Below are 18248 nucleotides of genomic sequence, written 5' to 3'. Positions count from 1 at the left end.
GGGCAGCAGGCTGTGTTAACTCACCCACAGCTGCAGGAATGCTTTTTTTCCCTGTGCGATCATTCGGTACACAGCTACGAGCAGCAGATCGCCCAGGGCTTTTTTACCCTGCCGGGGGGGCATCGGGTGGGGGTGGCCGGGGTGCTGCATCTGGAAAAGGGCGAACTGAAAGGGTTCAGGACCATCACCTCGCTTAATCTGCGCATTGCGCGTTCGGTGCTGCCTGCGCTGCCGGAAGAGCTGCGCAGGCACCTGGCCGGGCCGTTTCGGGGGCTGGTTCTGGTGGGGCCGCCCTCCAGCGGAAAAACGACCCTGCTGCGCTCGGTATCGGCCCTGCTGAGCCGCCAGGGCAAAAAGACCACGGTGGTGGACGAGCGCATGGAGATCTGGCCCTGCGGCGCATTTGGTTTTGCAGGGCAGGTGCCGCTTCATGTGGATGTACTCAGCGGCTGCCCCAAGTGCGAGGGGATCGTTTCGGCGCTTCGCAGCCTGGGGCCGCAGGTGATCCTGTGCGACGAACTGGGCGATGGCGCCGAGCTGGCCGCGGTGACCCAGGGGGCAAAGGGCGGCGTGAGCTTTGTTTGCACTGTGCATGGCAGCAGCCTGGCTGCACCGGAAGAGAGGTTTGGATGCACCCGCGCCCTGCTCGCGCAAAACTTTTCCTGCGTGGCGCTGCTGGCGGGAGCCCAGGCGCCGGGCACGGTGCGGGAGGTGTGCTGGCTGTGATCCTGCTCAAATTTTTAGGTGCGGCGCTGGTGGTGCTGGCAGGCGCTGCCGCCGGCTGGCAAAAAGCGGCGCGGGCACGCAGGCGCGCAGAAGCGCTGCGCCAGCTGGAACAGCTGCTGGCCCGCGTTCAGGGCGAGATCTGCTACCGCGCCACCCCGCTGGGGGATCTGCTGGAACAGCTGAAAGCGGAACAGGCGTTTCCGTTGCTGGAACTGGGGCGCTGCACTTCGCTGCGCCGGCTGGAATTGCCCGCTGTGCTGACTTTGGCAGAACGGCAGGCCTTGCAGGGCTTTTTTGATTCCCTGGGCCAGGCCACGGGGGAGGAAAGCGCACGGCAGGGGGCTTATTATCAAAAACGGTGCGCTGAGCTTTTGGAAGAGGCGCAGCGGCAAGCCCATACGGCGGAAGATCTTTACACCAAACTGGGTCTGTGCGCGGGTGCGCTGTTGGCGCTTTTGCTGCTTTGAACATAAGCGCAGGAAGGGGAAATTACCTATGGATATCGATCTGGTATTCAAGATTGCCGCCATTGGTATCATTGTGGCGGTTTTGAATCAGCTGCTCATTCGCTCCGGGCGGGAGGACCAGGCCATGATGACCACCCTGGCGGGGCTGATCGTTGTGCTGTCGATGCTGGTGCGGCAGATCAGCGATCTGTTTGTCAGCATCAAAGCGCTGTTCAATCTGTGACCGGCGATGGAGATGTTCCGAATCGCGGCGTTTGTAATGGTGGCGGTCATCCTGACCGCCCTGCTGCGCCAGTATCTGCCCGCTTATGCGGTGATGTGCCTGACCGCCTGCTCGGTGTGCCTGCTGGCCTATCTTTTGGGTCTTGCGCAGCCGGTGCTGGAATGGATGGATACCCTTTCGGGCTACCTGGATCAGGCAAGCTTTGTCTGTGTGCTGAAAGCTGCGGGCATTGCGCTGGTGGCGCAGAACATGCAGGAGGTGTGCAAGGACGCGGGAATGAGCGCCCTTGCGGGAAAAGTGGAATTGGCGGGGCGCTGCCTCATCCTGGTATGCGCGCTGCCGCTGTTCGAAAAGATTATGGGGGCGCTGATCCCGTTTTTACAATGAAAAAATTATTTTGCTGCCTGGTCCTTCTGGTGCTTTTGCCGCTTTGCGCGCACGCGCAGGAGCTGCCGCAGGACGTAGAACATTTTTTGGACGAGCCCGGCGTGAGCGCCGAAGAATTCCGTCAATTTTCGCTGGGGGACCTGGTGAAAAGCGCGCTGGCCGCCTTGAAAGAGCAGGCGGAACAACCCGTGCGCCTGCTGGTGCAGGTGCTTGGGGCCGCTTTGCTGGGAGCCGTGGCCCTGGCTCTGGCCCCGCAGAAAGAATGGCAGCAGCCACTGGAGAGCATTTGTGTGCTGGGGATGTTTGCGTTCAGCCTTCAGCCCGCGCTGGGGCTTGTAAAAACCGTGAGCGACTGCGTGGTGCAGTGGCAGACGTATCTTGTAAGTTTTGTGCCCGTGTTCTCGGGCGTGCTGGTGAGCTGCGGCCAGCCGGGGCAGGCCGCGATCTACAGCGGGATGTTCCTGACCATGGCCGCCTTTGCCGCACAGCTCATCACCACCGCGGCGCTGCCGGTGCTGCAGGTGTATCTGGCGCTGAACACTGCCGCCGGCCTGTGCAGCGTGGGCGGCCTTTCGGATGGCTGCTCCCTGATGGCAAAAGCGGTCAAATGGCTGCTGGGGCTGATTTCGATCCTGTTCAGCGCGGTGCTGGGGCTGCAGAGCGCGCTGGCACAGGGCACCGACAGCCTTGCCATGAAAACCGGCCAGTTTCTGGTGAGCAGCAGCATTCCCATTGTGGGAAGCGTGGCTTCGGACGCCATGAGCAGTGTGCTGAGCGGCCTCAAGGTGCTCAAGGGTTCGCTGGGGTTTGCCGCCATTGCGGTGCTGACCGTGAGCTTTTTGCCCATTCTTTTGCAGAGCGTGGGTTACTACATCGCCTATTATCTGGGCGGGGCGGCGGCCAAGGCGTTCGGCCTTTCCCGGGCCGGCAGTGTGCTGGAAGGAATGGGGCAGGCCGTGGGGATCTGCATCTCGTTCCTGGTGTTCTTTTTTATGCTGGTGGTCATTGCCACCGCGCTTATGATCCTTGCAGGGGGTGGGGGCTGATGCGGCACTGGGCGCTTACAATCTGTGTTGCATGTATCCTGGTGGGGGCGCTGGAACTGCTTTTGCCCCGCCAGGAAAGTTTTAAAAGCATAAAAACCGTACTGGCGCTGTATATTTTATTATCGGTGCTCAGCCCGGTAAAGCAGGTGGACTGGTCCGGCCTGGCCGGCGCGGCTCAAACCGCGGCTGCACAACCGGCGGATTATTCCGCCTACGTGGACGGCTACGCACGGTCGGAATTGGAAGCCCAGCTGCGCCAAAGCCTGGCAGGGGCGGGAATCGAGGGTGATGTGCAGGTCCGCCGGCAGGAAAACGGGATTTCCGTGACCGTGCAGGCCGACCAGCCGGACGAAGCCTGCCGGATCGTGCAAAACGCGCTGGGCACGGCCGAGAATGTGAGCGTTAGGGCAGAGGAAAAACAACAATGAAAACGGAATTTTTTCAAAAGCTGCTGCCAAAAGGGAAAAAGCTGAATATGGGGAGCCTTTTGTTTTTTGCGGGTATTCTGGGGCTGTTCCTGCTGCTTGCGGGCAGTTTTACGCCCGCAAAGCAGAAACAGGACGCCCAGCAGCCGGTACAAACAGCGCACACCGCCGCCCAGGCGGGGGAGGAATATGCCCGCACTCTGGAAGAAAAGCTCACCCAGGTGGTGGGAAGCATTCAGGGCGCAGGGGAAGTGCGGGTGGCCGTTACGCTGGAAGCCAGCGCCGAGCGCGTGTATGCGCTGGATGAAAAAAAGGAAGGCGAGAGCGGCAGCCGGGAGGTGGAACACATTCTCATGGATACGGAGGGTGGGCAAGATGCATTGGTGGAAATGACCTGGGAACCGGTGATCCGCGGCATCGCCGTGGTGTGCCAGGGAGCGGACGACATTACGGTGAACGCTCAGATCACCGAGGCGGTCTCGGTGCTGACAGGGGTGTCCACCAATCGGATCAGCATTGCAAAAATGAGCTAGTGGAGGTAGCACGATGAGAAACAGCAAAGTGAACCAGAAAATGACCCTGCTCACCCTTGTGGTGGCGCTGGGGGTGGCGGTGTACCTGAATTGGGAATACGCCAAGAGCACCGACCTTGCCCTGGAGGCCACCCAGGCAAACGCCCCGGCCGCCACCGGTGTGGTGACCGACGCCCTGGCCGTGAACGGCGAGGTGGGGGATAAAAACTACGGCGAGGCACAGCTGGTGAGCGTTGGGGAGTCCACCGGTGATAAGTTTTTCGAGCAGGCGCGCCTGTCCCGCACCAAAACGCGGGACGAAGCGCTGGATAAGCTGCAAAAAAGCCTGAAAAGCGCAAAGCTCAGCGACGAGGAAAAAGCTGAACTCACCGCAAAGCTCACCGCAACCATCGACAGCATTACCGCTGAAAGCGATATTGAGAATCTGATCAAGGCAAAGGGCTTTGTGGACTGCGTGGCCTTTATCGACAGCGATAAGGTAAACATCACCGTTATGACCACAAACGACGGCCTGACCAAAGAAGAGGTGGCCCAGATCCGGGACATTGTGCTGAGTAAATGCAAGGTGAGCGCGCAGAATATTACCGTAGTCGAGGTAAAATAACAGTTGTAGAATCACCGCAAAGATGGTATAATAACCGCAAGGCGATTATTATACCGACTTCTTTTAAGGCATCCGCCCCGCCGCTGCGCGGCAACCGGCGGAATTGCCAATTATACCATTCACGTTTCGCGTTCATGGTATAATAAACTGCACAATCATTTATGCTAGGCGAGAACGGCTTTGCCGCCCGGGCGGAAGGGATGCCCCGGCCCGGGCGGCGATCATGTGAAAATTCTGCCTTTGGGAGGACCTGGTATGGACGTTACAAATTCAGCTGTGGTGAACGGCAGCCTGCAAATTTCCACCGAGGTGATCGCCAAGATCGCCAGGCTTGCCGCCATGGAGATCGACGGGGTAAAAGAGGTGTGCACCACCTCCGGGATGAAAAGCATCCTGGGCCGCCCCAAAAATGTTGCGGTGGACCTTCTGGACGATGTGGCCGAAATCACCCTGCACCTGGTGGTATACTACGGCGCCAAGATCCCGCCCGTCTGCGAAAAGGTCCAGGAAAATGTAAAGGCGGCCGTTCAGAACATGACCCAGATCACCGTTTCCCGCGTGAATGTGGTGGTCGTTGGCGTTCAGGTAAAAGCCGAGCCGGCCGAAATGGAATAAAACGATGCGCCCTCCCGCTTTTGCAGGGGGGCCATTGGTTGCCTGAGAGGAAGTTTTATGGAAAAGTTATCCCGCCGCACCGCCCGCGAAAATGCATTTTTGGCCGCCTTCGCCGCCACCTTTGACGACGCGCCGCCCGAGGATGTGATCGAGCTGCTGGGCGAACAGGGCGAATATCCGGTCGACGGGTTCGGCCTGGCGCTGATTCTGGGGTATTATGACCACAGCGCCGAGATCGACGCACTCATCCGCGACCATTTGAAGGGCTGGACCCTCGAACGGATCCCCCGTGTGAGCCTGGCCGTGCTGCGCCTTGCTCTGAGCGAGATCCTTTATGGGGAAGAAAAGCTGCCCGGCGTTGCCATCAACGAGGCGGTGGAGCTGACCAAAAAATACGGCGGCGAGGGCGACCACCAGTTTGTAAACGGCCTTTTGGGCAGCGTGGTGCGCGAGTTGGGGCTGCCTGCCGAGCCTGAGGCCCCTGCCTGCGGGGAGTGAGCCGCCATGCTCACGTTGGGGATCGATACCAGTAATTATGCAACCTCTTTGGCGGTGTACGACAGCGTTGCCAAAGAGGTTGTTTGTGATAAAAAGCGCTTTCTGCCCGTAAAAGAGGGGCAGTTGGGCCTGCGCCAGAGCGACGCGCTGTTCCATCACACCGCGGCCCTGCCGGGTTTGCTCTGCGAACTTTCGGGGGAGGCCGATCTTACCAGGGTGGAAGCCGTGGGCGTTTCGGCCCGGCCGCGCCCGGTGGAGGGCTCCTATATGCCATGCTTCCTGGCCGGCGTATCCGCCGCCCGGGCTTTTTGTGTTTGCCGGGGGCTGCCGCTGGTGGAAACCACCCATCAACAGGGCCATGTTGCCGCCGCTTTATACGCAGCAGGGGACGAAAGCCTGTTTGATCGCGAAGCGCTGGTGTTCCATGTGTCGGGAGGAACCACCGACCTGCTGCTGTGCAGCGGGCCCGGCAGCATCCGGTGCATCGGTACCAGCAGCGATCTGTATGCCGGCCAGGCCGTGGACCGGATCGGGGTAAAGCTGGGCCTTGCGTTCCCCGCCGGGGCCGGGGTGAGCGAACTGGCCGCCCAGTGCGGCGAGCCGGTAACGCCCAAAGCGAGCGTGCGGGGCGCCCAATGCAGCCTTTCAGGGCTGGAAAACCAGTGCAGCCGCCTGCTGGCAGAGGGGAAAAGCCCGGAATATGTTTGTAAGTATTGCCTTTGCTGTGTGGCCGAAACCTCGCTGCGCATGGTGAAAGCGGCGCTGGAACAGCGCCCCGGCCTGCCCGTGGTCTTTGCGGGCGGGGTAATGAGCAGCGGCGTTATTCGGCAGTATGTGCAGGCGCGGCTGCCGGGCGCCTGCTTTGTGCCCGGGCGCTTTTCCAGCGACAATGCGATCGGCGCCGCCATTTGGGCGGCAAGGGAGGTGCCCCATGGCTGACGTGATCACAATCACAGCGCTGAACCGATATGTAAAAAGCCTTTTGGACAGCGACCAGGTGCTGGGGGGCATTGCCCTGCGGGGTGAGGTGGCCAATTTTGTGCACCACTACAAGAGCGGCCACTATTATTTCACCCTGCGGGACGAGCGCGCCAGCGTGAAAGCGGTCATGTTCCGGCAGGACGCACAGCGGCTGGCTTTTACCCCCCAGGATGGGATGCGGGTCATCGTGCGGTGCCGCGTGAGCCTGTACGAGGCCACCGGCTCGTTCCAGGTCTATGTAAGCGACCTTTTTCCGGACGGGGTGGGCGCAGCCCAGCTGGCCTTTGAACAGCTCAGGGCGCGGCTTGAGGCCGAGGGGCTGTTCCGCCCCGAGCACAAGCGCCCCATCCCCGCGCGCCCGGGCTGCATCGGGGTGGTAACAAGCGCCACCGGGGCCGCTTTGCAGGACATCCGCAATGTGCTCAGCCGCCGCTGGCCGCTGACAAAGCTGCTTTTGGCACCGGTAAATGTGCAGGGGGAGCTGGCCGCGCCCGAGATCAGCCGCGCGATTGCGGTGCTGGACGGCAGCGGCCGCGCCGATGTGATCATTGTGGCAAGGGGCGGCGGCTCCCGCGAGGATCTGTGGGTATTCAACGATGAGCGCATTGCACGGGCGGCCTACGCCTGCAAAACGCCGCTGATCAGCGCGGTGGGGCACGAGATCGACTTTTCCATTTTGGATTTTGTGGCCGATCTGCGGGCGCCCACCCCCAGCGCGGCTGCCGAGCTGGCCACCCCCGACCGGGAGGCCGAGCTGCAAAAAATATGCAGTCTCTTTGCGAATATTCATGAAAATATGCAGACGAGGCTCGATTTGTGCTATAATAACTTCAATACGCTTTGCGCACGCCAGGCCGCGATCGGCCCGGCCGAGATCTGCGGGCCGCGCCAGCACCGGCTGGAAGCGCTGGCAGCGGCCGCCCGCAAAAGCGGCCGGGCGGTGCTGGCGGCAAAAAGCGCCCGGGTGGAGCGCGGGGCGGCGCTGGCTCATTCCTTAAGCCCTTACGCTGTTTTGGGCCGGGGATATGCGCTCCTGCAGGATGAAGCGGGCCGCTGCCTGCCTGTTGCCCGGCTGGAGCCGGGGCAGCAGATCCTGCTGCTGGGCAGCGGCGCACGGGCTGCCTGCCGGGTGGAGCGCGTAGAGCACAGGGAGGGACAGAAAGATGAAAAAGCCGAAAAGCTTTGAAGAGGGCATGGCCCGGCTGGAAGAACTGCTGGACACCCTTTCCAGCCCGGACACCCCGCTGGAAGAAGCGATCAAACTGTACAGCGAAACGGCCGGTCTGGTGGAATGGTGCAACGCGGCGCTGAAAAACGCCTCGCTTGAGATGGAGGAGATCGATGCCCGGCTTGCCGGGCTTGCAGCGCCGGAGGCAGGGGAATGAACTACGATCAGAAATACAGCGCATACCTGGAAAAGATCGAACAGGCGCTGAGCGGGTGCTGCGCCGAGCTGCTGCCCGAAACCTCGCGCGTGTGCCAGGCGGCCCGTTACAGCCTGCTGGCGGGCGGCAAGCGGGTGCGGGCGATCCTGACCCTCGCTGCCTGCGAACTGCTGGGCGGCAACGAGGCGGCAGCGCTGCGCTTTGCCTGCGCGGTGGAAATGCTGCACTGCTATTCCCTGATCCACGACGACCTGCCCTGTATGGACAACGACGATATGCGCCGCGGCAAGCCCTCCTGCCACAAGGCGTTCGGCGAGGCCACCGCGCTGCTGGCGGGCGACGCCCTGCTCACCGAGGCGTTCGAGGCCATTGCCAGCGCGCCCGCCTGCGCTGAAACCAAAGCGCGCGCCGCCCTGGCGCTTGCGGCAGGGGCCGGCAGCAAGGGCATGGTCTGGGGGCAGGAGATGGATCTGCGCTACGAGGGGCAGCCTGTCAGCGAGGAAACGCTGCGCCTGATTCATGCAAATAAAACAGGCGCGCTGATCAATGCGGCCGTGCAGCTTGGGGCTGCCGCCGCGCTGGCCGGTGAACCGGATTGCTCGGCCCTGCGCGCCTACGCGCTGGATCTGGGGCTGGTGTTCCAGATTGTGGACGATGTGCTGGACGTGACCTCCACCAGCGAAGAGCTGGGCAAGCCTGCTGGCAGCGACGCCAGCAACGAAAAAACCACCTTTGCCACCCTGTATGGAAGTGAAGGCGCGCGGGAACTGGCCCGCAGCATCAATGAAAGCGCCTGCTCGGCCCTGCGCGCCGGCTATGGCGAAAAAGCGGACTTTTTGGTACAGCTTGCCGAGACCCTGCTGTGCCGCCGAAGCTGACCGATACCAAAGAGGAGGAAATGCGCCTTGGAATGGCTCAAAGAACTTTACAGCTGGAATTACCTGCTCTCCGTGTCGCTCACCGGCTGGCTTCTCGCACAGATCTTAAAAACCATCATCAACTTTTTTCTGATCGGCCATTTTGACCTGGAGCGCATGTGGGGCTCCGGCGGTATGCCCAGTTCCCACTCGGCCACCGTCTGCGCGCTGGTGATTGCGGCCGGGCGCACGGCGGGCACCCATTCCGCCACCTTCGCGCTGGCGTTTGTGCTGGCCATCATCGTGATGTACGACGCCATGGGCGTACGGCGTGAAACCGGGGAACAGGCAAAGATATTGAACCGCATGCTGACCGACTGGATGGAGGCGGAGGCCGAGCGGACCCCCATCCTTGCGGACAAAAAGCTCAAAGAAATGGTGGGTCACACACCGTTTGAGGTTCTGGGCGGCGCCATTGTGGGCATCGCGGTGGGCTTTGTGATCCCCATATTCTGAAAAGAAGGTTATTCGCTATGGCATATCCGCTTTTGGAGCAGATTGGCAGCGCACAGGATCTGAAGCGCCTGGAAACGGCGCAGCTGGAACCTTTGTGCGCCGAACTGCGGGAATTTTTGATCGAGAGCGTATCCAAAACAGGGGGGCATCTCTCCTCGAATCTGGGCACGATCGAGCTGACCGTGGCTCTGCACCGGGCGTTCACCACCCCGCAGGACAAGCTGGTGTTCGATGTGGGGCACCAGTGCTATACCCATAAAATACTGACCGGCCGCCGGGCTGGCTTTGACCGCCTGCGTATGCTGGGCGGGCTTTCGGGCTTTCCATGCCCTGCGGAAAGCGAGCATGACGCATTTGTGGCCGGCCATGGCAACACGGCCATTTCGGTGGCAATTGGTATGGCCCGGGCAAAAAAGCTGAAAAACGAGCCGGGAAAGGTGATCGCGCTGGTGGGCGACGGGGCTTTCACGGGCGGCATGGTGTACGAGGGGATGAACAACATCGATACCCTCAACAACCTCATCGTGATCCTGAACGACAATAAAATGTCCATCTCAAAAAATGTGGGCTCGCTGGCACGGTATCTGACCCAGCTGCGCACAAAACCCGAGTATTCCCGGGCCAAAGCCGGGCTTGAAACGGTGCTGGCGGCGATTCCGCTGCTGGGAACGCCCTTTGTAAAGCTGCTTCAAAGCGGCAAGGCACTGCTGCGGCGGGGGATCTATCACTCCACCATGTTTGAGGAAATGGGCTTTCAGTATCTTGGCCCGGTGGACGGGCACGATGTGCTGCGCCTGACCGAAATGTTTACCAACCTGCGGGACCAGTACGCGCCGGTTTTTGTGCACGCGGTAACTGTAAAGGGAAAGGGCTTTAAACCCGCTGAGGAAAATCCCGGTGAATTCCACGGGGTGTCCTCGTTTGACCCCAGCCACCTCACCGATCCGGACGTGGCACCGGACGCCAGCTTCTCGACCCATTTCGGCAATGAACTGGTGGAGCTGGCCAAGGAGAATAAGGAATTGTGCGCCATTACCGCCGCCATGAAATACGGCACCGGCCTGCAATTTTTCTACCGCCGGTTTCCCGAGCGCTTTTTCGATGTGGGTATGGCGGAGCAGCATGCGGTCACCTTTGCCGCCGGGCTTGCAAGCCAGGGGCTGCTGCCGGTGGTGAGCATCTATTCCACCTTCCTGCAGCGGGCCTATGACCAGATCATCCACGATGTGAAGCTGATGAACCTGAACCTGCTGTTCGCCGTGGACCGCGCCGGGCTGGTGCCGGGCGACGGCGAAACCCACCAGGGGATTTATGATCCCGCGTTTTTCAGCCAGATCGGCCTGCCGGTCTGGTCGCCCTGCAACTATGCCGAGCTCTCTTACTGGCTGCGGATGCTGGTGGAGCGGGGCGGCGGGCCGCGGGCCCTTCGCTACCCCCGCGGCGCCGAAGCACCCAGCCTTGCCGCGCTGGGATGTACCGGCAAGCCCTTTGACGTGTATTCCGCCGGCAAAGCGGACATGGCCCTGGTGAGCTACGGCGCGCTGACCGAAGAAGTGTTGGCCGCTGCCGACCTTTTGCGGGCGGAGGGCCGCGGGGTGGATGTGTACAAGCTGGTGCAGATTTTCCCCCTGCCGGATGAGCTGCCCGCGGCGCTGGCCGGTTATAATACCGTGGCCTTTGCCGAGGAATGTGTGGCCGTGGGGGGCATTGGCGAACACCTGCGCACCGCGCTGGCCGGCTGCGGCTGGGCCGGGCACTACATCCACAAGGCCATCCGGCGGGATCAAAAGCTTTTGCATGCCACGGTTCCGGAAATGCGGCAGGCCCTTGGGCTGGACCGGGATGCCCTTGCGGCGGCAGTGGAGGGAAAAAACGCTTGAAGATACGTTTGGATCAATATTTATGCCAGAACGGCATGGTACAGAGCCGTGAGCGGGCCAAGGCCCTGATTATGAGCGGCATTGTGTTTGTAAACGAACAAAAGGCCGATAAGGCAGGGGATATGATCGGCCCGGGCGCCCGGGTCGAGATTCGCGGGCACGACATCGGCTATGTGAGCCGGGGCGGCCTGAAGCTGGAAAGGGCCATGCAGGCGTTCCCGCTCACGCCGGGCGGCAAGGTGTGCATGGACATCGGCGCCTCCACCGGCGGCTTTACCGACTGCATGCTGCAAAACGGCGCGGTAAAGGTGTATGCGGTGGATGTGGGGTATGGCCAGCTCGCCTGGAAATTGCGCACCGATGAACGGGTGGTGAACATGGAGCGCACAAACATCCGCCATGTTACGCCGGACATGCTGGCCGAGCCGGTCCAATTTTTCAGTGTGGATGTGTCGTTCATTTCCCTCAAGCATATTTTTCCGGTGGCCGGGGCGGTGTGCGCGCCCGGAGCCGCGGGCGTATGCCTGGTGAAACCGCAGTTCGAGGCGGGCCGCGAAAAGGTGGGCAAAAAGGGCGTGGTGCGCGAGGCCGGCACCCACAAAGAGGTGCTTCTGGCCGCCGCGGGGTACGCGGTGCAGAACGGTTTCTCGGTGTGTGGGCTGGACTATTCGCCCATCAAAGGGCCGGAAGGGAACATTGAGTTTTTGATGTTTGTGCACAAAAGCGACGCGCCGGCCCCTCTGCCCGAAGCCGAGGCGGAGCGGGTGGTTCAGGCGGCGCACAGTGCTCTGGACGCCTGAGCCAAAAGAGCAGCGATCAGGAAAGGGGGCCCGCGGGCAGTGACGGTCTATCTTGTGCACAATCCTTCAAAACCAGAGGCCACCGGGCTTTGTTTTCAGGCGGCCGGGATCCTGGCCGCCGCAGGGGCACAGGTTCTGCTGCCCCCGGAGCTGGAACCCCAGTGCCCGCTTCCGGGCGCGCGCTTTTTGCCCCAGCCGCAGGCATTGGAACTTGCCGAGACGCTGGTTACAGTGGGCGGCGACGGCACCATCCTGCACGCGGCCAAAGCCTGCTTTGCGCTGGAGCGGCCCCTGCTTGGCATCAACCTGGGCCGTACCGGCTTTTTGGCCACCTGTGAGGTGGATGAGATGCAGGAAAAGCTCACCCTGTTGGCGCAGGGCAAATTCGGGCTGGACCCGCGCGCCCTTTTAAAGGCCACGGTGGCAGGCGACGAGGGGCATCCGCAGACCGCTTTGAACGATGTGGTGATTTACAAGGGCCGGCAGGTACAGACCATTGATTTCGATATTTTTTGCGACGACATCCTAGTCAACCATGTGCGCAGCGACGGGGTGATTGTGGCTACCCCCACAGGATCCACAGCTTACTCGCTCTCTGCAGGCGGGCCCATTCTGGACGCTCACGTGCGGGGCATCGTAGTCACGCCCATCTGCGCCCACAGCCTGCACAGCCCCTCCATCGTGTTTGCGGCGGACCGGCGCATCACCATTCGGGTGGATTCGGCCGCCCGGGATCACGCGCTGCTCAGCAGCGACGGCGAACAGGAGCGGGCGCTGCAGCAGGGCGGCGCAGTGCAGGTGGAGTTGCTGGACAGATGTGTAAAGCTTATAACCTTTAACCCTGCCGATCAATTTGACGCGATCGACAAAAAGCTGCGCGGGAGGTAATCTGGTTTGAAAAACGAACGCCATGCCAAAATATTAGAGCTGATTGAGCAATACGCCATCGACCGGCAGGAGGATCTGCTGGAGCACCTGAACCAGGCCGGCTTTAAGGTGACCCAGGCCACGGTGTCCCGGGATATCCGGCAGCTTCACCTGGTCAAAGCAGCCGCGGGCGGCGGCAAATACCGCTATGTGCCCGCCATGGCAGCGGGCGGGCAGGCGATGCACTCCCAAAGCCGGTTCGAAACGATCTTCCGGGAGTCGGTGCTGAAGGTGGATTATGCGGGCCACATGGTGGTGGTCAAGTGCTTTTCCGGCATGGCGAACGCCGCGTGCGAGCTGTTTGACTCCATGCAATGGGAATACGAGGTGGTGGGAACCCTTTCGGGCGATGACACCTTTTTGATCCTGATGCGCACCGAGGGGCAGGCGGCAGCCATTTGCGGGGCGCTGGGCCGCTATGTGGCAAAGGGGTAAAAGCGGCGGCGCAATCGGTTTGAACCCGCAAAAAAACTTTTTAACAAAGGGGGCCTTTGGAACTTGCTCAAGGACTTGAAAATCGAAAACGTAGCGGTCATTGAAAAGGCCCAGGCTCAGTTTACGGCAGGGCTGAACGTTCTTACGGGCGAAACCGGCGCGGGCAAAAGCATCCTGATCGACTCGATCAATGCAATTCTGGGCAATCGTGCCAGCCGCGATCTGGTGCGCACAGGCGCGGCGAAAGCCTGTATCTGGGCCACCTTTACCGGCTTGCCGGGAGCGGTAACGCGCCAGCTGGAAGAAGCGGGCTATGAGGCGGGGGATGAGCTTTTGCTCTACCGGGAGATCAGCGCCGAGGGCAAAAGCAATTGCCGGGTGAACGGCATGCCCGCCACGGCGGCGATGCTGCGCGAAGTTTCGGGCGGGCTGATCAACATCCACGGCCAACACGACAGCCAAAGCCTTACAAACCCCGCAAAGCACCTGGCCCTGCTGGATACCTATGCCCAGAACCAGGCCGAATACACCGCTTATCGGCAGGCGTACAAGCAGCTTATCGCGGTCAAGCGCCAGGCAGACGCGCTTTCGATGGACGAGGCGGAAAAGCAAAGGCGCACCGAACTCTTGCGCTTCCAGCTGGATGAGATCGACGCGGCCGCCCTGCAGCCGGGCGAGGAGGAGCAGCTGGCCGCCCGCAGGCAGGTGGTGAGCCACGCGCAGACCATTTTGGAACAGGTGAGCGCCGCCCACGGCGCCCTTGCCGGCGGCGACGAATTTGGCGGGGCCGCCGATCTTTTGGGGGCCGCCAGCGGTTCGCTGGAAAGCGCCGCGGCGCTGGACGAAAGCCTGAAAGAGAACAGCGAACGCCTGAGCGAGCTGTATTATACAGCCCGCGAGCTGGCCACGGACCTGGCGGAGCGGCTGGAAACCTATGGGTTTGACCCAGCTGAGCTGGACCGGCTGGAAGAGCGGCTGGATGCGATCTACCGCCTGAAGCAGAAATACGGCGGTTCTGTGGAGGAGGTGCTTGCCTATGCCGAAAAAGCGCGGGCAGAACTGGAGGGCATCGAGCGTGCGGACGAAACCCTTGCCGCGCTGAGCGAGCAAAAGCGCCTGCTTTACGGCCAGGCCCGCAATGCGGCCGAAGCCCTTACCGGCACCCGGCTGGCGGCGTTCGAGGCCATGGAAAAACAACTGGTGGAGGCCTGTACCTTCCTGAATATGCCGGGGGTGCGCTTTACGCTGCAGCACAGCCGCGGCCCGCTGGCGGGCACCGGCCAGGATACGGTGGAGTTTTACATCTCCGCCAACCCCGGCGAAGCGCCAAAGCCCTTGGCCAAAATCGCCTCCGGGGGCGAGTTGTCGCGCATCATGCTGGCCCTCAAAAGTGCCCTGGCGGAAAAAGACGACATCCCCACCATTATTTACGACGAGATCGACACCGGCGTTTCGGGCCTGGCGGCGGGGCGGATCGGGCAAAAGCTCAGGCAGACCGCGCGGGGGCGGCAGGTCATCTGTATCACGCATACCGCGCAGATCGCCGCCCAGGCCGACAGCCAGCTTTTGATCCAAAAAAATGTGCAGGCCGAACGCACCTACACCGAGATCTTCCCCCTGGATGAGGAAGGCCGCGTGCGCGAGGTCGCCCGGATCATTTCGGGCGACCAGATCACCGAATTGAGCCTGGCCAACGCCCGGGAGATGCTGGGCTGCAGGGCTTGACAAACCCCGCAGCGGAAGCTATACTCTAAACTATAAATGCAACGACGGGAACCAAGTACCCCACGCTTTTGCGGTGCAGAGAGGCCCTGGCTGGTGAAAAGGGCGGCGCAGGCGGCGGGCGAATACATCCCCGAGCAGCGGGTTGAAGGAAGCGGCAGCGCTTCTGTGTAGGCCCTGCCGTGCGCGCACGTTACAGCGCGGGGGTGTGAAGCACCCCGCAAGGCCGCGCTCCGCGAGGGGCCGGTGAACAGAGGTGGTACCGCGAGCTTTCGCCCTCTGCCAATTTAAAGTTGGCAGGGGGCTTTTTTATGCCCTTTGCCGCAGATCACAACAAGGAGGAAGAAACCCCAAATGACCATTTACGACGAGCTGGCGGCCCGGGGCCTGATTGCCCAGGTGACCGACGAGGAAGAGATCAAGGAACTGGTGAACGCCGGCAAGGCAACCTTTTACATCGGTTTTGACCCCACGGCCGATTCCCTGCATGTGGGGCACTTTATGGCCCTGATGCTGATGCGCAGGCTGCAAAAAGCCGGCAACCGGCCCATCGCCCTGATCGGCGGCGGCACCGGCATGGTGGGCGACCCCAGTGGCCGCACGGATATGCGCAGCATGATGACCCCCGAAACCATCGCCCACAACTGCGAGTGCTTTAAAAAGCAGATGAGCAAGTTCATTGATTTTTCCGAGGGTAAGGCCCTGATGGTGAACAATGCCGACTGGCTGATGAACCTGAATTACATCGAGCTTCTGCGCGAGGTGGGCAGCTGCTTTTCGGTGAACAACATGCTGCGGGCCGAGTGCTACAAGCAGCGCATGGAAAAAGGCCTCTCGTTTTTGGAATTCAACTACATGATCATGCAGTCCTACGACTTTTACCACATGTTTCAGACCCTGGGCTGCAACATGCAGTGCGGCGGCGACGACCAGTGGTCGAACATGCTGGGCGGCACCGAGCTGATCCGCCGCAAGCTGGGCAAGGACGCCTACGCCATGACCATCACCCTGCTGCTGACCAGCGAGGGCAAAAAGATGGGCAAGACACAAAAGGGTGCGGTGTGGCTGGACCCGGAAAAGACCAGCCCCTACGAGTTTTACCAGTACTGGCGCAATGTGGACGACGCGGACGTGCTCAAGTGCCTGCGCATGCTCACCGACCTGCCGCTGGAGCAGATCGACGCCATGGACCAGTGGCAGGGCAGCCAGCTGAACCGGGCCAAAGAGGTGCTGGCATTTGAGCTGACCAAGCTGGTGCACAGCGAGGCGGAGGCCGAAAAGGCGCAGCAGACCGCCCGCGGGCTGTTCAGCGGCGCGGGGGATCCCGTGAATATGCCCTGCACCGCGCTGACCCCCGGGCAGCTCACCGGCGGCAGCATCGGCATTTTGGATCTTCTGCTGGCGGCAGGCCTTGTGCCCAGCAAGCGGGAGGCGCGCCAGCTGATCCAGCAGGGCGGCATTTTGCTGGACGGTGAAAAGGTGAGCGACCCCACGCTGGCAGTGCCGGCCGAGGCGCTGCAGCAGGGTGTGGTGGTGAAAAAGGGCAAAAAGACCTATCACAAGGTACAGCTTTAAAGGAAATAAAAAGAGTTCGCTGCAGATGTGTTTTTGCATCCGCAGCGAACTTTCTTTATCTTATAGCAGACACGGCAAGTGCAGCGCTCAAAGCGAAAACGCCTCCCGCAGCGCCGAAAGCGCAGTATCTTCATCCTCGGCAGCCACCAAAAGGCTGATGTCCACCGAACTGGTGGTAATCAGCTCCACACCGACCTTTGCCCCGGCCAGTACCGCCAGGACCCTGGCCGCAACGCCGCACATGCCTTCCATCTCCTGGCCAAACAGGTTCAGCTTGCTGTAGCCGCCGCCAATGAGGGGGGCAGGGCCGCTTTTACCCGCCGTCAACCGGGGCAGGGTCTGCATCACCAAGGCCCAATTTTCGTAACTTGTGGTAAAGCTCAGATCCGCCTTCGCACCTTTCGGGATGCTTTGGCTGATCATATCCATATTCACGCCCGCGTCTGAAAAGGCGGTGAGAAAAGCGGCCATGCTGCCCGCGCCCTGGTCCGCTTCGGGGAAGGTGACCAGCATTACATCCTGCTGGCAGGAGATCCGGGAAATACCATACATTGGTTACAACTCCTTATCCTTTTAAAAACGCGTTGTCGATGCTGCTTTTCAGCACCGATTCGATATACGCCCTGCTGAAATTGGGGAAGTTCTGCCGCACCCCGTGGCTTTGGGCCAGTTCGTCGGTGTAGTCCTCCAGCCAGTAGACCCGTATCTGGGAATAGTTGCTGCCGTAATGGTTCACAGTGGGGCGAAAATAAGGGTCCAGAACCTCGGTTTTGCTGCTTCCATCCGGCTGGGTCGTTTTTTGGATCTCAAAGCACAGAACCGCGCCGATCATGGTGTCGGCCGTGGACTGGGCGTTTAAAAAATTGCCCAGGGAATAAGCCACAAAGGCCGGGCGGCCATCCGCCGCGGTGAGCCACTGGGCATCCTGCACCACATGGGGGTGGGTGCCAATGATCACATCCGCACCCCAGTCGGCAATTTTTTGGGCGAGCTCCCGCTGGGCCTGGGTGACCGTGTGGCTGCCCTCCACGCCCCAGTGGACCCCTGCAATCACCAGGTCGGCCTGCTGGCGTGCCAGCTCGAGCTGGCGCTGCATCACCTCAGGTTCGCTGGTGTAAATTACGTTGGCTTCGGCGCCCTGGGGCGCACGGATCCCGTTGGTGTGCTCGGTGTACGAGAGATACGCAATGCGCACCCCGTCCTTTTCCTGGATGGGGATCGTTTCGTAATCTGCCTCGCCCGCATACAGCCCGCAGGTGAGAGCATCCTGCGGCATGGAGGCCCAAAAGCGCCGGGTGGCCGCAATGCCCGCCGCGCCTTTGTCATACGTATGATTGTTGGAAAGGCTGAACACGCGGAAGCCCGCGTCATAGGCTGCCCGGCCCAGGTCGCCAGGGGTGGAAAAGCAGGGATAGGTGCTGGGTTCCAGCTCGTCGTTCACCAGGGTTTCCTGGTTGAGCCAGTTGATGTCGCGCCCGGCATAAAAATCGCGCACCTGATCGTAACAGAACGAAAAATCATAGCCGTCTTTTCCCGCGTTTTGGGCACGGCGCAGCGCTTGGTTGTAGATCCCATTGTGGATCAGGTTGTCGCCCGTGGCCGAAAAGTGCAGCACGGTCACAGCAGGCGTGGGCTGCGGGGTGGGG

At 61.3% G+C, this 18248-nt stretch carries 23 protein-coding genes; 21 read left to right on the top strand and 2 right to left on the bottom strand.

Annotated features, from left to right (window positions below; all coding sequences use genetic code 11):
* From ACMLHZ_RS02920 to tyrS, 21 genes are all read left to right on the top strand, one after another.
* On the top strand, positions 1–726 hold a 726-nt coding region (locus ACMLHZ_RS02920), incomplete at its 5' end, for an ATPase, T2SS/T4P/T4SS family (RefSeq protein ID WP_418666310.1).
* A complete protein-coding gene (locus tag ACMLHZ_RS02915; RefSeq protein WP_418666309.1) occupies positions 723–1193 on the top strand; it encodes a hypothetical protein in 471 nt (156 codons plus the stop codon). The genes ACMLHZ_RS02920 and ACMLHZ_RS02915, both read left to right, overlap by 4 nt.
* A 28-nt stretch (positions 1194–1221) precedes the next feature.
* Positions 1222–1416: a stage III sporulation protein AC gene (spoIIIAC, locus tag ACMLHZ_RS02910; RefSeq protein WP_177563735.1), complete on the top strand. Its 195-nt coding sequence runs from the start codon at positions 1222–1224 to the stop codon at positions 1414–1416.
* A gap of 12 nt (positions 1417–1428) precedes the next feature.
* Positions 1429–1803 (top strand): SpoIIIAC/SpoIIIAD family protein, encoded by a 375-nt coding sequence (locus ACMLHZ_RS02905; protein ID WP_177563738.1) that lies wholly within the window; start codon positions 1429–1431, stop codon positions 1801–1803.
* Positions 1800–2849, top strand: a complete 1050-nt coding sequence (locus ACMLHZ_RS02900; protein ID WP_418666308.1) for a stage III sporulation protein AE — start codon at positions 1800–1802, stop codon at positions 2847–2849. Before ACMLHZ_RS02905 ends, ACMLHZ_RS02900 begins: the two co-directional genes overlap by 4 nt.
* Complete coding sequence (locus ACMLHZ_RS02895; RefSeq protein WP_418666307.1) at positions 2849–3277, top strand: hypothetical protein; 429 nt, start codon at positions 2849–2851, stop codon at positions 3275–3277. Before ACMLHZ_RS02900 ends, ACMLHZ_RS02895 begins: the two co-directional genes overlap by 1 nt.
* Positions 3274–3807: a hypothetical protein gene (locus ACMLHZ_RS02890; RefSeq protein WP_418666306.1), complete on the top strand. Its 534-nt coding sequence runs from the start codon at positions 3274–3276 to the stop codon at positions 3805–3807. The genes ACMLHZ_RS02895 and ACMLHZ_RS02890 overlap by 4 nt, the downstream gene beginning before the upstream one ends.
* A 13-nt stretch (positions 3808–3820) precedes the next feature.
* The gene (locus ACMLHZ_RS02885) at positions 3821–4411 is read left to right on the top strand and encodes a SpoIIIAH-like family protein (RefSeq protein ID WP_418666305.1); all 591 of its coding nucleotides are present in this window, start codon (positions 3821–3823) and stop codon (positions 4409–4411) included.
* Between the two features lie 255 nt (positions 4412–4666).
* Positions 4667–5026, top strand: coding sequence for an Asp23/Gls24 family envelope stress response protein (locus ACMLHZ_RS02880; protein WP_177563753.1), 360 nt, complete (start codon positions 4667–4669; stop codon positions 5024–5026).
* Positions 5027–5083: 57 nt separating this feature from the next.
* Positions 5084–5524 (top strand): transcription antitermination factor NusB, encoded by a 441-nt coding sequence (gene nusB / locus ACMLHZ_RS02875; RefSeq protein WP_418666304.1) that lies wholly within the window; start codon positions 5084–5086, stop codon positions 5522–5524.
* Positions 5525–5530: 6 nt separating this feature from the next.
* Positions 5531–6463 (top strand): glycoprotease, encoded by a 933-nt coding sequence (locus ACMLHZ_RS02870; RefSeq protein ID WP_418666303.1) that lies wholly within the window; start codon positions 5531–5533, stop codon positions 6461–6463.
* On the top strand, positions 6456–7691 hold the full coding sequence (xseA, locus tag ACMLHZ_RS02865) for an exodeoxyribonuclease VII large subunit (RefSeq protein ID WP_418666302.1): 1236 nt from the start codon (positions 6456–6458) through the stop codon (positions 7689–7691). Before ACMLHZ_RS02870 ends, xseA begins: the two co-directional genes overlap by 8 nt.
* A complete protein-coding gene (gene xseB / locus ACMLHZ_RS02860; RefSeq protein ID WP_177563764.1) occupies positions 7669–7890 on the top strand; it encodes an exodeoxyribonuclease VII small subunit in 222 nt (73 codons plus the stop codon). The genes xseA and xseB overlap by 23 nt, the downstream gene beginning before the upstream one ends.
* Positions 7887–8768 carry a polyprenyl synthetase family protein gene (locus ACMLHZ_RS02855; protein ID WP_418666301.1) on the top strand — a complete coding sequence of 294 codons (882 nt, stop codon included), beginning with the start codon at positions 7887–7889 and terminating at the stop codon, positions 8766–8768. The genes xseB and ACMLHZ_RS02855 overlap by 4 nt, the downstream gene beginning before the upstream one ends.
* A 27-nt stretch (positions 8769–8795) precedes the next feature.
* Positions 8796–9263, top strand: a complete 468-nt coding sequence (locus tag ACMLHZ_RS02850; protein WP_418666300.1) for a divergent PAP2 family protein — start codon at positions 8796–8798, stop codon at positions 9261–9263.
* A 17-nt stretch (positions 9264–9280) separates the two neighbouring features.
* Complete coding sequence (gene dxs / locus ACMLHZ_RS02845; protein WP_418666299.1) at positions 9281–11143, top strand: 1-deoxy-D-xylulose-5-phosphate synthase; 1863 nt, start codon at positions 9281–9283, stop codon at positions 11141–11143.
* Complete coding sequence (locus tag ACMLHZ_RS02840) at positions 11140–11943, top strand: TlyA family RNA methyltransferase (RefSeq protein ID WP_418666298.1); 804 nt, start codon at positions 11140–11142, stop codon at positions 11941–11943. The genes dxs and ACMLHZ_RS02840 overlap by 4 nt, the downstream gene beginning before the upstream one ends.
* Positions 11944–11982: 39 nt before the next feature.
* Complete coding sequence (locus ACMLHZ_RS02835) at positions 11983–12831, top strand: NAD(+)/NADH kinase (RefSeq protein WP_418666297.1); 849 nt, start codon at positions 11983–11985, stop codon at positions 12829–12831.
* Between the two features lie 6 nt (positions 12832–12837).
* The gene (locus ACMLHZ_RS02830; RefSeq protein WP_418666296.1) at positions 12838–13305 is read left to right on the top strand and encodes an arginine repressor; all 468 of its coding nucleotides are present in this window, start codon (positions 12838–12840) and stop codon (positions 13303–13305) included.
* 63 nt (positions 13306–13368) lie between these two features.
* The gene (gene recN / locus ACMLHZ_RS02825; protein ID WP_418666295.1) at positions 13369–15030 is read left to right on the top strand and encodes a DNA repair protein RecN; all 1662 of its coding nucleotides are present in this window, start codon (positions 13369–13371) and stop codon (positions 15028–15030) included.
* A 351-nt stretch (positions 15031–15381) separates the two neighbouring features.
* Complete coding sequence (gene tyrS / locus ACMLHZ_RS02820; RefSeq protein WP_418666294.1) at positions 15382–16602, top strand: tyrosine--tRNA ligase; 1221 nt, start codon at positions 15382–15384, stop codon at positions 16600–16602.
* Between the two features lie 87 nt (positions 16603–16689).
* Here the strand turns inward: tyrS and ACMLHZ_RS02815 are convergent, their stop codons facing one another.
* On the bottom strand, positions 16690–17154 hold the full coding sequence (locus ACMLHZ_RS02815; RefSeq protein WP_418666293.1) for an ACT domain-containing protein: 465 nt from the start codon (positions 17152–17154) through the stop codon (positions 16690–16692).
* Positions 17155–17167: 13 nt separating this feature from the next.
* A partial coding sequence (locus tag ACMLHZ_RS02810) for a CapA family protein (protein WP_418666292.1) occupies positions 17168–18248 on the bottom strand: 1081 nt, incomplete at its 5' end.

It is taken from the genome of Allofournierella sp. (genome assembly GCF_048388525.1).
Classification (GTDB): domain Bacteria; phylum Bacillota; class Clostridia; order Oscillospirales; family Ruminococcaceae; genus BQOK01.
The sequence above is the reverse complement of the archived record's forward strand: the minus strand, read 5'-3'. Positions and strand labels throughout refer to the sequence as shown.

Excerpts from the sequence above, each read along its gene's own strand:
- spoIIIAC (WP_177563735.1), top strand. The coding sequence starts at position 1,222 with ATGGATATCGATCTGGTATTCAAGATTGCCGCCATTGGTATCATTGTG.
- ACMLHZ_RS02905 (WP_177563738.1), top strand. The coding sequence starts at position 1,429 with ATGTTCCGAATCGCGGCGTTTGTAATGGTGGCGGTCATCCTGACCGCC.
- ACMLHZ_RS02900 (WP_418666308.1), top strand. The coding sequence starts at position 1,800 with ATGAAAAAATTATTTTGCTGCCTGGTCCTTCTGGTGCTTTTGCCGCTT.
- ACMLHZ_RS02895 (WP_418666307.1), top strand. The coding sequence starts at position 2,849 with ATGCGGCACTGGGCGCTTACAATCTGTGTTGCATGTATCCTGGTGGGG.
- ACMLHZ_RS02890 (WP_418666306.1), top strand. The coding sequence starts at position 3,274 with ATGAAAACGGAATTTTTTCAAAAGCTGCTGCCAAAAGGGAAAAAGCTG.
- ACMLHZ_RS02885 (WP_418666305.1), top strand. The coding sequence starts at position 3,821 with ATGAGAAACAGCAAAGTGAACCAGAAAATGACCCTGCTCACCCTTGTG.
- ACMLHZ_RS02880 (WP_177563753.1), top strand. The coding sequence starts at position 4,667 with ATGGACGTTACAAATTCAGCTGTGGTGAACGGCAGCCTGCAAATTTCC.
- nusB (WP_418666304.1), top strand. The coding sequence starts at position 5,084 with ATGGAAAAGTTATCCCGCCGCACCGCCCGCGAAAATGCATTTTTGGCC.
- ACMLHZ_RS02870 (WP_418666303.1), top strand. The coding sequence starts at position 5,531 with ATGCTCACGTTGGGGATCGATACCAGTAATTATGCAACCTCTTTGGCG.
- xseA (WP_418666302.1), top strand. The coding sequence starts at position 6,456 with ATGGCTGACGTGATCACAATCACAGCGCTGAACCGATATGTAAAAAGC.
- xseB (WP_177563764.1), top strand. The coding sequence starts at position 7,669 with ATGAAAAAGCCGAAAAGCTTTGAAGAGGGCATGGCCCGGCTGGAAGAA.
- ACMLHZ_RS02855 (WP_418666301.1), top strand. The coding sequence starts at position 7,887 with ATGAACTACGATCAGAAATACAGCGCATACCTGGAAAAGATCGAACAG.
- dxs (WP_418666299.1), top strand. The coding sequence starts at position 9,281 with ATGGCATATCCGCTTTTGGAGCAGATTGGCAGCGCACAGGATCTGAAG.
- tyrS (WP_418666294.1), top strand. The coding sequence starts at position 15,382 with ATGACCATTTACGACGAGCTGGCGGCCCGGGGCCTGATTGCCCAGGTG.
- ACMLHZ_RS02815 (WP_418666293.1), bottom strand. The coding sequence starts at position 17,154 with ATGTATGGTATTTCCCGGATCTCCTGCCAGCAGGATGTAATGCTGGTC.